Consider the following 15,121-nt stretch of genomic DNA (forward strand, 5'->3'; position numbering starts at 1 on the left):
TGAAGGGGTAAACAGTCCAATGGGCGAGAAGCGCTAATGAGCCAGGGGTGGGCTCACAAGATTCAGTGTCCGTTGTGGGCCATGGGCTGTGTGTGCTGCCTGGTGGTCGTTCATCACGCAGAGGCCGGCGACCTGCCGCCTCCGCCCAGCGGCATGGAGGCGGTGGCCGATGCGCAGTTGTTTCTGGAAATGGTGGTCAACCAGATGAATACCGGCCGGGTCGTGGCGGTGGAGCAGCGCAACGGGCAGCTTTTTGTTCCGACGTCCGCGTTGCGCGAAACCGGCATGAAACTGCCGGAAAACCTCGCAGCCGAGATCAGCCTCGACAGCCTGCCGGGCCTGCACAGCGAGTACGACAGCACCGCCCAGCGCCTGTTTCTGGACGTACCGCCAGACTGGCTGCCGGAGCAGTTCGTCGGACGCAGCGAAGTCTATCCGCGCACCCCGGCAATGAGCAGTTTCGGTGCCTTGTTCAACTATGACCTGTACTTCAATGACACCGATGATGCCGGTACGTACCTCGCCGCCTGGAACGAGGTGCGGCTGTTTGATAGTTGGGGCACGTTGTCCAACACCGGGCAGTATCGACGCACCCTGTCCGGCGACTCGATCAACACCCTGGACAACGGCTATCTGCGCTACGACACCACCTGGCGCTACTCCGACGATGAACGCCTGCTGACCTACGAGGCGGGCGACGTGATCAGCGGTGCCTTGCCCTGGACCAGCTCAGTACGCCTGGGCGGGGTGCAGCTGTCGAGGGATTTTGCGGTGCGTCCGGACCTGGTGACCTATCCCTTGCCGCAGTTTGCTGGCGAGGCCGCCGTGCCATCCTCGGTGGATTTGTTCATCAACGGCTACAAATCCAGCAGCGCCGAGTTGCAACCCGGTCCGTACACCCTGACCAACGTTCCGTTCATCAACGGTGCCGGTGAAGCCGTGGTCGTCACCACCGATGCGTTGGGGCGTCAGGTCTCGACGACGGTGCCGTTCTACGTCACCAGCAGCCTTTTGCAAAAAGGCTTGAGTGATTATTCCGTGGCGGCCGGCACCTTGCGCCGTGACTATGGCCTGCGCGATTTCGGCTACGGCCCGGGCGTGAGTTCCGGCAGTCTGCGTTATGGCTTGAGTGATTACCTGACCCTGGAAAGCCACGCCGAAGCTTCGGATGCCCTGACCCTCGCAGGTGTCGGCGGCAACATGCGCCTGGGCAATTTCGGCGTGCTTAACACGGCCATCAGCCAAAGCCGTTTCGACGGCGACAGCGGGCAGCAACTGAGCATCGGTTATCAGTACAGCAACCAGCGCTACAGCTTCAGCTGGCAGCGCCTGCAACGTCGCGATCAATACGCCGACCTGAGTGTGATCGACACACCTTTTGCGAGCCTGAGCAAGCGCAGCGAACAGGCGACCCTGAGCCTGAACCTCGATGCCTGGGGTAGCCTCGGTGTCGGTTATTTCGACGTGCGCGCGGTGGATGATTCGCGCACCCGCTTACTCAACCTGACATGGAGCAAGCCGCTGTGGCACAACAGCAGTTTCTACCTGTCGGCCAACCGCGAGATCAGCGACAGCAATTGGGCGGTGCAGGCGCAACTGGTGGTTCCGTTCGACCTGCACGGCAGCCTGGCGGTCAGCAGCGAACGCAGCAACAGCGGGCAAACCCAGCAACGGGTCAACTTCAGCCGCGCTGTTCCGACCCAGGGTGGGGTGGGTTTCAACCTGGGCTACGCCCAAGGTGACGGGCCGGAGTACCGGCAGGCCGACCTGACCTGGCGCCTGCAGTCGGTGCAGTTGCAGGCCGGCGTCTATGGTACCGACGAAGCCGAAACCCGTTGGGCCGATGCCAGTGGATCGCTGGTGTGGATGGACCGGCAAGTGTTCGCCGCCAATCGCATCGACGATGCCTTTGTGGTGGTCAGCACCGATGGCTTCGCCGATATTCCGGTGCGTTACGAAAACCAGGTGGTAGGCCAGACTGACCGCAGTGGTCACTTGCTGGTGCCCTGGAGCAGCGCCTATTACCGTGGCAAATATGAAATCGATCCACTGAATCTGCCGGCCAACGTGCGCAGCCCTGATGTCGAACAACGCATCGCGGTGCGCCGTGGCAGTGGTTATCTGCTGGAGTTTGCGCTGAGCCGGATGGTCGCCGCGAGCATCGTACTGGTGGATGCGCAGCAGCAGGATTTGCCCTTGGGCAGTAGCGTCGTGCACGAGCAGAGCGGCACGCAGACCGTGGTGGGTTGGGACGGCCTGGTGTACCTGGAAAACCTCCAGCCGCAGAACAATCTGCGGGTGACCCTGGCTGGCGGCAAAACCTGCGTGGTGCAGTTCGCCGTGGATATGAATCAGGACCAGATCCCGTTGATCGGGCCGTTGGTGTGCCAATGAGGCTGGTGAAATGGCTACTGTTGTCAGCGCTGCTTATTCCGGGGACGACATGGGCGCTGTGCTCGGTGGTGGGCACCACGCCGGTGGCGTTCGGCACCCTCAGTTCGATTGCCGTGCGCACCACCGCGCAATCGAGCTCCACGCTCAATGCCGGGTTGAGTTGCACCGGTTCACTGCTGTCATTGCTGACCAGCAATGACCATTTCTGGGCGACCGTCACATCCCTCCAGAGCGGGTTGGTCGGCCCCACCGGTGATGTCATCGCCTACACCCTCTACGCCAACAACAGCACCAGTTATCCCATTACTCGCGGCACACCGTATGACTTCGCCCGAAACGGCATCATCGACGCTCTCGGCCTGCTTAACGGCACAACACCGAAAACCGTGCCGCTTTACCTGCGTACCACTATCGGCAGCAATGTCGCGGCCGGGGTGTACACCGAAACCCTGAGTATTTTATGGAGCTGGAACTACTGCTCCGGTATCGGTCTTGGCGACCTGTGCCTGGGGCGTGACATCAGCAATGGGACGGCCACCCTGACCGTCAACTTGACGGTCGCCAATGACTGCACCATTACCGCGCCGAACATTGCATTCGGCAGCGCCCCGGTGGTCAGCGCTTTTACCCCGGTCACCGGCCAGACCATCAACCTGATGTGCACCAAGGGCAGCGCTTACACCGTGGGCTTGAGTGACGGACAAAATGCAATCAGTGTCAACGGTCGGCGGCGGATGATTTCAGGCAGCAACTATCTGGCCTACGACATTTTCAAAAGCGCCGGCACTACCCGCTGGGGCAGCGTCGGCAGCGCGCGCCGGGCCAGCAGCGACGCCGAGGTCAATCCCGGCAACGGGCTTGGCACCGGCAGCCAGATCTTCAACTACAACGCGAAGATCTATACCGACCAGCCCACCCCGCCGGCGGGGACCTATCTGGACAACGTGGTGCTGGATGTCGGGTTCTGAGGTCATGCCGCAGAACCAGTGGGGGCGTGATCAGAACTGCGTGGTTTGCTTGAGCATCTGCGCCGCCGCCGTATCCGCCGGGCTGACCATCGCATAGTTGTAGCCACTGCCCGACCAGTACTCGGCCTGTAACCCGCCATCGATACGACTGCCCCTGGGCAACAGGAAGTTTTTCGGCCCTGGCGGGCGCACGTAAAAACTGATTTTCTGCCCGCCCTGATCCTCGTAGACCACCATGGCCGCAGGGCCTTGTTCAGTACTCAGCAAACGCCCGCTGGCCGGTTTGAATCCTGCACCCGAGAGGTCGGGCAGGCGATTGGCCCGGGTGAAGTAACGGTCGAGCCAATCCTGCATATCACCGTCGGCGCCGACTTTGTAATCCGCTGGCAGGACGCCTTGCTGGGCAATCAGCCGATACGCCTGCAGGGCATCGGTCATCGGAAGCTGGGGGCTCGCCAGTGTCATTTGTCGCGCTTGCCAACCGCTGACACCGCCGATGCTGACGGCGATGAGCAACACAGCGGCACTGGCCAAGTGTCGACGGGACTGGCGTTTGAGGCGCTGGCGTATCACCGCCGGATCAAGCGTGGGGTTCGGCGGCTGCTGCAAGGCGCCACCGAGGGCCGCGCGCAGGTGCTGGGCATCCTGCTGCCAGGCGCGTACTTGTGCGGCCACTTCGGGGTTATTGCCGAGAAAAGTCTCCACCAGGCGGCGGTCGGCGTCGCTCAGTTGATGGTCGACGTAGGCGTGCAGGTCGCGCTCGCCGGGGGGCATGCTGATCATTTGAATCTCCGCAGGGAAGGGCGGTTGATTTCGCCATCACTGAGTTGGCGCAGGGCCTGGCGCGCCCGGGACAGGCGGGACATCACGGTACCGGTGGGGACGTCGAGAATCTCGGCGACCTCTTTATAGCTCAAGCCTTCCACGGACACCCAGAGCAGCAGCGCACGTTGCTCGGTGGGCAGTTGGTCAAAGGCATTGAGGGTGGATTGAGCCATCACCGTGCGCTCTACCGAAGGCTGCGCATCGTCGCGCCCGGTGAAAAATTCGAGCATTCGCGCATAACGTCGCGAGCGTCTGTGCGCATCGAGAAACTGTCGATACAGGATCGAAAACAACCAGGCGCGCAGGTCGCCGCCCGCACGTTTACCGCCCCAACTGGACAGCGCACGCTCCAGGCTGGCTTGCACCAGGTCATCGGCGCTACTGGCGTTGCGCGTCAACGACACGGCAAAACGGCGCAGTCGCGGAATGATTTCTCTGAGTTGTTCGTCAATATCGTTCATGAAGTTCTGACTGGTCACTACGCTGTGGTGAGTGTCCAGCAAGACGCTTGGTATCGGAAGTTATTCCATGCCTGAAAAAATAAACACCGCACCAAGGAATAAACCCGGGTGCGGTTCGTCTGCTTGATTCTTCTCACTTGTGGCCGATGGCCCTGGAGTCTTTCATGGTAGATCGATCATCACCGCCGGGCAGGCCACCGTTGAGTGCCGCGAGCCTGACGTTACGACTGGCGGGCATTGCCGTGGTTGTCGCCGCAGTCGCCGGGGCTTTTGCCTATGTCAACGGTACGCTCGACCCCCAGCGCCTGACCCCGAAAAAACTGATCAATGTGCTCGAAACCAACAACGGCGTGCATCCCGGGTTCCGTCGCAACCACTCCAAAGGCGTTTGCGTGATCGGCCATTTCGAGAGCACTGACGAGGCGCGCAGCTTTTCCACAGCCCAGGTGTTCAATCAGGCACAAACCCCGGTGGTCGGGCGATTCGCTTTGCCAGCCGGCAATCCTTACGCGCCGGACAACGCGGTGCCGATCCGCAGCATGGCGCTGCGCTTCACCCAGGCCAACGGTCAGCAATGGCGCACCGGGATGAACAGCATGCCGGTGTTCCCGGTAGGTACGCCACAAGCATTCTATGAGCTGCAAAAAGCCCAGTCACCGGACCCGGCCACCGGCAAGCCGAACCCCGCTGCGCCGCCGGCGTTCTTCGCTTCTCATCCGGAAACCGCGCCGTTTCTGGCCTGGATCAAAACCGCCAAGCCGTCCGCCAGTTACGTGACCGAGACCTACAACAGCGTCAATGCTTTTTACCTGGTCAACGCGGCCGGGCAAAAGCAGGCCGTGCGCTGGAGCATGGTGCCGGTGGCGCAGGATGCGGCGGGGGCGACGGCACCGCAAGGGGGCGATTTTCTCGAGAAAGATCTGGTTCAGCGAATCGCCGCGGGGCCGTTGCGCTGGCAGTTGAACATCACCCTGGCCAACCCCGGCGACCCGGTCAATGACGCCAGCAAGGCCTGGCCTGAGGGGCGCAAGGTATTGAACGCCGGCACCCTGGTGCTTGAGAAAACCCAGGCACAACTCAACGGCGAATGCCGTGACATCAACTACGACCCCCTGGTACTGCCCGCCGGTATCGAAGGGTCCGACGACCCGTTGCTCGCGGCTCGTTCAGCCGGCTACTCCAATTCCTACCTGCGTCGCACCAGCGAAGTCAGCCAATTGCCCGCCGCCAAACAGGAGACCCGGCAATGAGCACTCAACCTAACCACTTCGCACCGCTGGCGCGCCTGCTGCACTGGCTGATGGCGCTGATGATCATCGCCATGCTGTTTATCGGCGCGGGCATGGTTGCCTCGGTTTCCGAACGTCATGAATGGCTGATCCACCTGCACAAACCTCTGGGCGTGGCCATTTTGCTGTTGGTGATCGTGCGCCTGGTGGTGCGCTTCTCCACCACGCAGCCACCGCTGCCGGCGGACTTGCCGGGGTGGCAAGTATTGGCGGCCAAGGCGTCGCATGTGTTGCTGTACGCCTTGATGCTGGTCATACCCCTGTTGGGCTGGACGATGATTTCCGCGTCTGGCGAGCCGGTGATGCTTAGCAACTCGCTGCAGTTGCCGTCGATTGTGCCGGCCAATGCCCAGGTATTTGCCTTCCTGCGCAAGGCCCATGGGTATCTGGCGTATCTGTTGTTCCTGACCGTGCTGCTGCACCTGGCGGCGGCGTTGTTTCATGGTTGGGTAAGGCGGGATGAGGTGTTGGACAGTATGCTGCGGGGCAGGGATCGCACCTGACCCCTACGCGATCCTGTGGGAGCTGCGGTGCGGCGATCCGACTTGCCGGCGATGGCGGCCGTGAGACGTACGAACGCTCATGCCTCTATCGCCAGCAAGCCGGCTCCTACGGTGATCCTCAGGACGCATCCAGTTTGATCAGACCGCAGTGGCCGGTGCGACCATCGAGGTGAATCAGCGCAGGGTATCGACCATGTCAGCCACGGTGGTCAACACGTCCTTGCCCAACTGTTTGGAGCGCTTGCCCGACCATCCCGTCAAGGTATTGGGCGAATCATTGTTGTCCTTGAAGGGCATTTCCAGGGTCAACGACAGGCAGTCGAACTTCTCGCCGACGCTGTTGCAGGCCAGGGTCATGTTGGCTTTACCCGGTTCGTCCCGGGTGTAACCGTATTTGCTCTGGAAGTCCTTGGTCAGGTGCTTCAGATGGCTGCGGAAGTGCTCCTCCAGCTTTTCAATCCGTGGCGTGTAGCCCGGGTTGCCTTCGCAACCGGCGGTGAACACGTAAGGGATTTCCTCATCGCCATGGATGTCGAGGAACAGGTCGACTCCGTACTTTTCCATTTGCTGCTGTACGAACAGGACTTCCGGGCTGATCTCCTGGCTGGCGCTCTGCCAGGCCCGGTTCAGGTCCTGGCCCATGGCGTTGGTGCGCAGATGACCGTGGAACGCACCGTCCGGGTTCATGTTCGGTACCAGGTACAGGTCGGCGCTGGCCAGCAGCTTGTTCAGTACCGGGTCGTCGTGCTGCTCCAGGCGTTCGATCACCCCTTCCATGAACCATTCGGCCATGTGTTCGCCCGGATGCTGTTGGGCAATCATCCACACCTTGCGTCGGCCTTCGGCCCCGGTGCCTTTGCGCAGCAACTGGATATCCCGCCCCTCGACGCTCTTGCCGGTCGCCAGCAGTTCGGTGCCGGCCTTGGTCTGGGCCTGCTCGATCAGCCAGTCGTGGCGACCACGGCTATAGGGTTCGAAATAGGCGAACCAGGCATGAGTGGCAGTGGTTTCAAGGCTGAAACGCAGGCAGTCGCCCTCGAAGATGGTCGGTACGCGGAACCAGTTGACGTGGTCGTAGGACGCGACTGCCTGATAACCATCCCAGGCTTTGTTATACGAGGATCGACTGGCGTTGTTCAGGCGAAACCAGTGTTCCTGGCCGACATGCAGGCCGCTGGCCTTGAAGTGGAACCACTGGAAATGCTGACTGCGGGTATCGGGTTTGATGGCCAGCAATGCCTGCAGCGGATTGCTGATATCCAGCACTTCAATGTTGCCGCTGTCGAAGTTGGCACTGATGTCGAAGGAGGATTTCGCCACGGTCATAATCGGTTCCTGAATATGATTTTATGGTGGCTACTTTACACGCAAGGCTTGGGTGAAACCGAGGGAATTTATGGGGTGGAGCAGTGGGGGCGTCCTCCATGACGCCGGCGCAGCTTAGAGACTATGCAATTGATTCTCAAGTGCTATTCGTCGTTGGTTTGATCCAGTGGTGCCGGGCTTCTATTGCCGTCGGCCATTCTTTTGCCATCATCGGCGCCATTCAATTAGCGGCCCCCCAAAGACTTCATTAGCCTGAAGCCAAAACCTGGATAACTGGCAAAAAAAGACCCGGCAAAAAGCCGGGTCAAAAACCGTGATTAGCCTGATGAGGAGATAGTCCAGGAGACCGACCTAAGGTCACCTGGTCCATCGACTGATCTCGCGATCAGTTGATGTAATAATAATCATTATCGTTTGCGGGTCAAGCATTTTTATCCGTGCGGTAAAATTCTCTCCCGTACTCCCGTATTTTTGTCCGCGCTTCAGCGTCCTTCCAGAGAACGATCCACCAGGGCCTTGGCCATGTCGATCATGTGCACGGTCGAAAACGCCAGGTCGCGGATGGCGCCTTGCAGATGGCTGGCCGATTCGAACGCGGTGGCCGCGGCACAGCGCAACAGGTCTGAAGCATGGACCAATGCCTCTTCACTGCTGACGTTGCGGCTCACATCGAAGAAGCGCGTCTCGACCACCGCCTCGGAAACTGTTGGTTTCAAGTAATAGTCCAGCGCTCGTTGTGCTGCGGCAGAGCCTTGCGGCGAGGTCAGGGTGGTGTCGATTTGCATGTCTGGCAGGTCGTTGGCAGGGTGTTCCATGATGATGGCAAACTCCGTGATGAATTCAGATCCGTGAATTCATGTTAGTACGATCTGTATTTGTGACGATAATTTAAATACTACAATTTGTGTTTTGATGGCCGGAGACGCCCACGTATCGTGCCGCACATGGATAAATGGATTGAATTGGTCAAGGCCAAGATGGGTGAACTCAAAATCACCCAGGAAATACTCGCCGAACGCCTCGGGATGTCCCAGGGCGGCATTGGTCATTGGCTTAACAAACGTCGTGAGCCGGGCATCGATGACATGAATCGTGTCCTGCAGGCGCTGGGCCTGGGGTTTCTCGAGGTCGCCCTGGTGATCAAGGAACCGCAGGCATCCAAGGACGACGAAATCCCGCTGACACAAAAGTACAACCCGTATTTCCGTTACCCGGTCAGTGACTGGCGCGAACCTGTCGAAGTGCGCGACGGCGACACCGCGGTCTATGACACGGGGCGTTTCGAGTTGTCCGATTACCACGCCCGGGGCGCAGCATTCTGGCTGACAGTGACAGGGGATGCGATGACCGCACCCTGTGGCATCAGCATTGCCGAAGGCATGATGATTCTGGTGGATCCGGCAGTGGCGGCGGTGCCGGGAAAACTGGTCATTGCGCAGTGGCCCGACTGCCCCGAGGCGACCTTTCGCAAGCTGATCGAAGAGGGCGGGCAGCGTTACCTGGTCCCGCTCAATCCGACGTATCCGAAAGCCTTGTACCACGACGAGTGCCGAATCATCGGCGTAGTGGTTCAGGCAACCGCCAAATTCTGATCAGATCGGTCCTCGCAAGGCGTAGGACCGATCTTCATTTCAGGCTTCCTCCAGTTCGACCAGTGCGCTGCCTTCGCTGACCATCTCGCCTTCCTGGCAATACAGCGCCTTGATCACCCCGGCATGGGGCGCGCGGATGCTGTGCTCCATCTTCATCGCTTCCAGCACCACCAACTGCGCCCCGGCTTCCACGGTTTGCCCGGCCTCCACCAGCACCCGCACGATGCTGCCGTTCATCGGCGCGGTCAGGCCGCCCTGATGGCTGTGGCTGGCTTCGACGGCGCTGATCGGGTCGTAGGACTCGATGCGGCGCAGTTCGCCCTGCCATTGCAGATACACGGCGTCGCCGCTGCGAATGGCGCGATGCTGGCGACGTACGCCATTGTGCTCAGTCGTCAGGTAGTCGCCTGAGAGCCTGGCACTGTGAGCATCCGTGGCACCCAGGGTCAGCGCCCGGTCCTGGCCTTCGCAGCTCAGGTGCAGGGTGACTTCCCGCGGCAGTCCGACACGCAGGCCGCTGCGAGCGGCCCACGGCGAACTCGGGTCATCGGTTCGGGTTGCGTGCGGCTGGCTCTGGGCAAACGCCTGGGCGGCCGCCTGCCAGAAGTCTTCGCCGAGCTCGGACGGGGCCGGCAACAGCTGTTCGTGGTAGCGCGGGATGAACCCGGTATCGAGTTCGGCAGCGGCAAACGCCGGGTGAGCGATGATGCGGCGCAGGAAGTTGATGTTGGTCTTCAGACCGCCAATGGCGAACTCGTCGAGCATGTTCAGCAGGCGCAGACGCGCCTGTTCACGGTCCTCGCCCCAGGCAATCAACTTGCCGAGCATCGGGTCGTAGAACGGCGAGATTTCGTCGCCTTCTTCTACACCGCTGTCGACCCGGCGCCCTGGCCCTTCGGCAGATTCACGATACAAATCCAGGCGTCCGGTTGCGGGCAAAAAATCGTTGCCCGGGTCTTCGGCATACAACCGTACTTCGATCGCGTGGCCTATCAGCGGCACCTGATCCTGGGTCATCGGCAATGCCTCACCGCGAGCCACACGAATCTGCCAGGCCACCAGGTCGAGGCCGGTGATGGCTTCGGTGACCGGGTGCTCGACTTGCAGGCGGGTGTTCATCTCCATGAAGAAGAATTCACCGCGGGCGTCCAACAGAAACTCGACAGTGCCTGCACCGACGTAGCCGATGGCCTGGGCCGAGCGCACGGCGGCTTCGCCCATGGCGCGGCGCAGTTCCTGGCTCAGGCCTGGCGCCGGTGCTTCTTCGACGACTTTCTGGTGCCGACGCTGGATCGAGCAGTCCCGTTCGTTGAGGTACAGGCAGTTGCCGTGCTGATCGGCGAAGACCTGGATCTCCACGTGGCGCGGTTTGAGCAGGTATTTCTCCACCAGCATCCGCGAGTCACCGAAGGACGACTGCGCTTCACGCTGGGCCGAGGCCAGGGCCTCAGCCAGCTGGCTGACGTCCTCGACCACTTTCATGCCCTTGCCACCGCCCCCGGCCGTGGCCTTGAGCAGCACTGGATAGCCGATGCGTTCGCAGGCCGCACGGAACGTTTCCAGGTCCTGGGCTTCGCCGTGGTAGCCGGGCACCAGCGGTACGCCGGCGGTTTCCATCAAGGCCTTGGCCGCGGACTTGCTGCCCATGGCGTCGATGGCCGAGGCGGGCGGGCCGAGGAAGATCAGGCCGGCGTTTTCGATGGCCCGGGCAAAGCCTGCGTTCTCCGACAGAAAGCCGTAGCCGGGGTGAATGGCCTGGGCGCCACTGGCCTTGGCCGCAGCGATCAGTTTGTCAATTTGCAGGTAGCTGTCGGCGGCCTTGCTGCCGCCCAGGTCGACGCGAATATCGGCTTCACGGCTGTGGCGGGCGTCACGGTCAGTGGCGCTGTGCACGGCCACGGTGGTCAGCCCCAGGGCCTTGGCGGTACGCATCACCCGACAAGCGATTTCGCCGCGGTTGGCCACCAGCAGAGTGGTGAGGACAGGTGCGCTCATCAACGCGGCTCCTTGGTGGTGGTGGGTGCCTGCCAGCTCGGCGGCCGTTTTTGCAGGAAGGCGCGCAGGCCTTCCTGGCCTTCGGGACTGACGCGGATGCGGGCGATGGCGTTTTCGGTGTAGCGGCGCAATGCGGGGGTCAGTGAGCCGTCGCCGACTTCGCGCAACAGGTCCTTGCTGGCGCGCATCGCGGCCGGACTGTTGAGTAGCAGATTGTCGATCCACTGCTCGACGTTCTGTTCCAGCTCGGCACCGGCGTAGCTCTGCGACAACAAACCGATTTCCCGTGCCCGCTGCCCGCCGAAGCGTTCGGCGGTCAATGCATAACGACGGGTCGCGCGCTCGCCGATGGCTTGCACCACGAACGGGCTGATCACCGCTGGCGCCAGGCCGATGCGCACTTCCGACAGGCAGAACTGTGCGTCATCGCTACCAATGGCCATGTCGCAGCAACTGATCAGGCCCAGCGCGCCGCCAAAGGCTGCGCCTTGCACGACGGCCATGGTCGGGATCTTCAGTTTGGCCAGGTTATACATCAACTCCGCCAGTTCCCGGGCGTCATCGAGGTTGGTGGCGTAATCGAGTTCAGCCGATTGCTGCATCCAGGCCAGGTCGGCGCCGGCACTGAAATGCTTGCCGCGACCGCGCAGCAACAGGAAACGTAAACTGGAATCGCTCGCTACTTGGTCGAGGGCGAGGATCAGCTCGCGGATCATTTCGGCGTTGAAGGCGTTGTTCTTTTCTTCACGGCTGAGCCACAGGGTGGCGAAACCCCGAGGGTCGGTCAGCAGTTCCAGCGTATTGAAGTCGCTCATGTTCTTCCGTCTCCACGGTCCTTGTGGGAGCGGGGTTGTGCAGTTTTACGATTGCTGCGCAATCGAACGGGGGCAAGCCCCCTCGCCACACAAGCGCGCTCCCACAGAAAATCACATCCGGAACACGCCGAAGCGGCTCGGTTCGACTGGCGCGTTCAACGACGCCGACAAGGCCAGGGCCAGTACGTCGCGGGTCTGTGCCGGGTCGATGACACCGTCGTCCCACAAACGCGCGCTTGAGTAGTAGGGGTGGCCCTGTTCTTCGTATTGGTCGAGGATCGGCTGCTTGATCTCGTTTTCCTGCTCGGCGCTGAAACCCTGGCCACTGCGTTCGGCCTGCTCGCGCTTGACCTGCACCAGGACGCCGGCGGCCTGTTCGGCGCCCATTACACCGATGCGAGCATTGGGCCACATCCACAGGAAGCGCGGATCGTAAGCCCGGCCACACATACCGTAGTTGCCGGCGCCGAAGCTGCCGCCGATGATCACGGTGAATTTCGGTACCTTGGCACAGGCCACGGCGGTCACCAGCTTGGCGCCATGCTTGGCGATGCCACCGGCTTCGTACTTCTGGCCGACCATGAACCCGGTGATGTTTTGCAGGAACAGCAAGGGGATGCCGCGCTGGCAGGCCAGTTCGATAAAATGCGCGCCTTTCTGCGCAGCTTCAGCGAAGAGAATGCCGTTGTTGGCGAGGATGGCGATCGGGTAGCCGTGCAGCCAGGCGAACCCGCACACCAGGGTGGTGCCAAACAGTGCTTTGAATTCATCGAACACCGAACCGTCCACCAGTCGCGCGATGACTTCGCGTACGTCGAACGGTTGCTTGGCGTCGGCCGACACCACGCCATACAACTCGTCGCTGCTGTACAGCGGTGCAATGGGCGCGCGCTGCTGCACTTCACCGAGCTTGCGCCAGTTGAGGTTGGCGACGCTGCGCCGAGCGATAGCGAGGGCGTGTTCGTCGCTCTCTGCATAATGGTCGGCCACCCCGGAAACCTTGCAGTGCACGTCGGCCCCGCCAAGGTCTTCGGCGCTGACCACTTCACCGGTCGCCGCTTTCACCAGCGGCGGGCCGGCCAGGAAAATCGTCGCCTGGTTACGCACCATGATCGCTTCGTCGGCCATGGCCGGTACATAGGCGCCACCGGCGGTGCAGGAGCCCATGACCACGGCGATCTGCGGGATACCCATGGCGCTCATGTTGGCCTGGTTGAAGAAGATCCGGCCAAAGTGCTCGCGGTCCGGGAATACTTCATCCTGACGGGGCAGGTTGGCGCCGCCGGAGTCCACCAGATAAATGCACGGCAAACGATTCTGCTGGGCGATGGTCTGGGCGCGCAGGTGCTTTTTCACGGTAAGCGGGTAATACGAGCCGCCTTTTACCGTGGCGTCGTTGGCGACGATCATGCACTCAACGCCTTCCACGCGGCCGATCCCGGCAATCACCCCAGCGGCGGGAACGTCTTCGCCGTAAACCTCATACGCTGCCAATTGGCTGATCTCGAGAAAGGGCGAACCCGGATCCAGCAGACGATTGATGCGTTCACGGGGCAACAGTTTGCCCCGCGAAGTGTGGCGTTCTTGCGCTTTCGGGCCGCCACCTTGCGCCACTTGGGCGAGCAGGGTGTGCAAGGCGTCGACCTGTTTGAGCATCGCCGCGCTGTTGGCCGCGAACTCCGCCGACCGGGGATTGAGCTGGGTATGCAGGGTAGCCATGAGCAGCTCCGATTAGCGGGTTTCGTTGAACAGTTCGCGCCCGATCAACATACGGCGGATCTCACTGGTTCCCGCGCCGATTTCGTACAGCTTGGCGTCGCGCAACAGGCGGCCGGCCGGGAATTCGTTGATGTAGCCGTTGCCACCGAGAATCTGGATGGCGTCGAGGGCCATCTGCGTGGCACGTTCAGCGCTGTAGAGGATTACGCCGGCGGCGTCCTTGCGCGTGGTTTCGCCGCGCTCGCAAGCCTGGGCCACTGCGTACAGGTAGGCGCGGCTGGCGTTGAGCTGGGTGTACATGTCGGCGACTTTGCCCTGGATCAGCTGGAATTCGCCGATGCTCTGGCCGAACTGCTTGCGATCGTGGATGTACGGCACGATCAGGTCCATACAGGCCTGCATGATCCCGGTCGGGCCGCCCGAGAGCACCACGCGCTCGTAATCGAGACCGCTCATCAGTACTTTGACGCCGCCGTTGAGCACGCCGAGGATGTTTTCCTGCGGCACTTCGACGTCATCGAAAAACAGTTCGCAGGTGTTCGAGCCGCGCATGCCGAGCTTGTCGAATTTGTTGCTGCGGCTGAAGCCTTTCCAGTCGCGCTCGACGATGAAGGCGGTGATGCCATGAGGACCCTTTTCCAGGTCGGTCTTGGCATAGATCACGTAGGTGTTGGCGTCCGGACCGTTGGTGATCCAGGTCTTGCTGCCGTTGAGTACATAGTGGTCGCCGCGTTTGTCGGCGCGCAGCTTCATCGATACCACGTCGGAACCGGCGTTGGGTTCGCTCATGGCCAGGGCGCCGATGTGCTCGCCGCTGATCAGCTTCGGCAGGTATTTGCTTTTCTGCTCGTGATTGCCGTTACGGTTGATCTGGTTGACGCACAGGTTCGAGTGGGCGCCATAGGACAACGCCACCGAGGCCGAGCCACGGCTGATTTCTTCCATCGCGACCACGTGCGCCAGGTAACCCAGGCCGGCACCGCCGTACTCTTCCGGTACGGTAATGCCCAGCAGGCCCATGTCACCGAATTTGCGCCACAGGTCGGCGGGGAACAGGTTGTCGATGTCGATCTGAGCGGCGCGCGGAGCGATCTCTTTGGCGACGAAGGACTGAACCTGATCGCGCAGCATGTCGATGGTTTCACCGAGGGCAAAGTTCAGGGATGGGTAGCTCATGGGGCACCTTTTTGGCTTTTTTGTAGGGCGGGGAGGGCAGTGATCTACCTCTCACCTT

At 61.4% G+C, this 15,121-nt stretch carries 13 protein-coding genes; 5 read left to right on the forward strand and 8 right to left on the reverse strand.

The genetic code is table 11. The features are described from left to right. Nucleotides 1-36: 36 nt before the first annotated feature. Both ASE98_RS22460 and ASE98_RS22465 read left to right on the forward strand, forming a co-directional pair. Entirely contained in the window at nt 37-2,394 is a 2,358-nt protein-coding gene (locus ASE98_RS22460) for a fimbria/pilus outer membrane usher protein (protein WP_060543508.1), read from the forward strand. Next, nucleotides 2,391-3,362, forward strand: coding sequence for a Csu type fimbrial protein (locus ASE98_RS22465; protein ID WP_060543509.1), 972 nt, complete (start codon nt 2,391-2,393; stop codon nt 3,360-3,362). Before ASE98_RS22460 ends, ASE98_RS22465 begins: the two co-directional genes overlap by 4 nt. A gap of 30 nt (nt 3,363-3,392) precedes the next feature. Here the strand turns inward: ASE98_RS22465 and ASE98_RS22470 are convergent, their stop codons facing one another. Together ASE98_RS22470 and ASE98_RS22475 are read right to left on the reverse strand one after the other, a co-directional pair. Then, entirely contained in the window at nt 3,393-4,145 is a 753-nt protein-coding gene (locus ASE98_RS22470) for an anti-sigma factor family protein (RefSeq protein ID WP_060543510.1), read from the reverse strand. Continuing rightward, the gene (locus ASE98_RS22475) at nt 4,142-4,648 is read right to left on the reverse strand and encodes a sigma-70 family RNA polymerase sigma factor (protein WP_060543609.1); all 507 of its coding nucleotides are present in this window, start codon (nt 4,646-4,648) and stop codon (nt 4,142-4,144) included. The genes ASE98_RS22470 and ASE98_RS22475 overlap by 4 nt, the downstream gene beginning before the upstream one ends. Nucleotides 4,649-4,812: 164 nt before the next feature. Between ASE98_RS22475 and ASE98_RS22480 the strand changes: the two genes are divergently transcribed. Both ASE98_RS22480 and ASE98_RS22485 read left to right on the forward strand, forming a co-directional pair. Further along, complete coding sequence (locus tag ASE98_RS22480) at nt 4,813-5,898, forward strand: catalase family peroxidase (RefSeq protein WP_060543511.1); 1,086 nt, start codon at nt 4,813-4,815, stop codon at nt 5,896-5,898. Beyond that, nucleotides 5,895-6,440: a cytochrome b gene (locus ASE98_RS22485; protein ID WP_060543512.1), complete on the forward strand. Its 546-nt coding sequence runs from the start codon at nt 5,895-5,897 to the stop codon at nt 6,438-6,440. The genes ASE98_RS22480 and ASE98_RS22485 overlap by 4 nt, the downstream gene beginning before the upstream one ends. Before the next feature lie 174 nt (nt 6,441-6,614). On the opposite strand, the gene ASE98_RS22490 is transcribed toward ASE98_RS22485, so the two are convergent. Both ASE98_RS22490 and ASE98_RS22495 read right to left on the reverse strand, forming a co-directional pair. After that, nucleotides 6,615-7,766 (reverse strand): M14 family metallopeptidase, encoded by a 1,152-nt coding sequence (locus ASE98_RS22490; protein ID WP_060543513.1) that lies wholly within the window; start codon nt 7,764-7,766, stop codon nt 6,615-6,617. 482 nt (nt 7,767-8,248) lie between these two features. Then, nucleotides 8,249-8,581, reverse strand: coding sequence for a DUF6124 family protein (locus ASE98_RS22495; RefSeq protein WP_060543514.1), 333 nt, complete (start codon nt 8,579-8,581; stop codon nt 8,249-8,251). A 129-nt stretch (nt 8,582-8,710) separates the two neighbouring features. Between ASE98_RS22495 and ASE98_RS22500 the strand changes: the two genes are divergently transcribed. Then, entirely contained in the window at nt 8,711-9,358 is a 648-nt protein-coding gene (locus tag ASE98_RS22500) for a LexA family protein (protein WP_060543515.1), read from the forward strand. 39 nt (nt 9,359-9,397) lie between these two features. On the opposite strand, the gene ASE98_RS22505 is transcribed toward ASE98_RS22500, so the two are convergent. The 4 genes from ASE98_RS22505 to ASE98_RS22520 form a co-directional block, all read right to left on the reverse strand. Next, the gene (locus ASE98_RS22505; RefSeq protein ID WP_060543516.1) at nt 9,398-11,353 is read right to left on the reverse strand and encodes an acetyl/propionyl/methylcrotonyl-CoA carboxylase subunit alpha; all 1,956 of its coding nucleotides are present in this window, start codon (nt 11,351-11,353) and stop codon (nt 9,398-9,400) included. Beyond that, entirely contained in the window at nt 11,353-12,168 is an 816-nt protein-coding gene (locus tag ASE98_RS22510) for a gamma-carboxygeranoyl-CoA hydratase (RefSeq protein ID WP_060543517.1), read from the reverse strand. The genes ASE98_RS22505 and ASE98_RS22510 overlap by 1 nt, the downstream gene beginning before the upstream one ends. 111 nt (nt 12,169-12,279) lie before the next feature. Beyond that, nucleotides 12,280-13,887 carry a carboxyl transferase domain-containing protein gene (locus ASE98_RS22515; RefSeq protein ID WP_060543518.1) on the reverse strand — a complete coding sequence of 536 codons (1,608 nt, stop codon included), beginning with the start codon at nt 13,885-13,887 and terminating at the stop codon, nt 12,280-12,282. Nucleotides 13,888-13,899: 12 nt separating this feature from the next. Further along, nucleotides 13,900-15,063 carry an isovaleryl-CoA dehydrogenase gene (locus ASE98_RS22520; protein WP_060543519.1) on the reverse strand — a complete coding sequence of 388 codons (1,164 nt, stop codon included), beginning with the start codon at nt 15,061-15,063 and terminating at the stop codon, nt 13,900-13,902. Nucleotides 15,064-15,121: the final 58 nt, after the last annotated feature.

Source organism: Pseudomonas sp. Leaf48 (assembly GCF_001421885.1).
Classification (GTDB): Bacteria; Pseudomonadota; Gammaproteobacteria; order Pseudomonadales; family Pseudomonadaceae; genus Aquipseudomonas.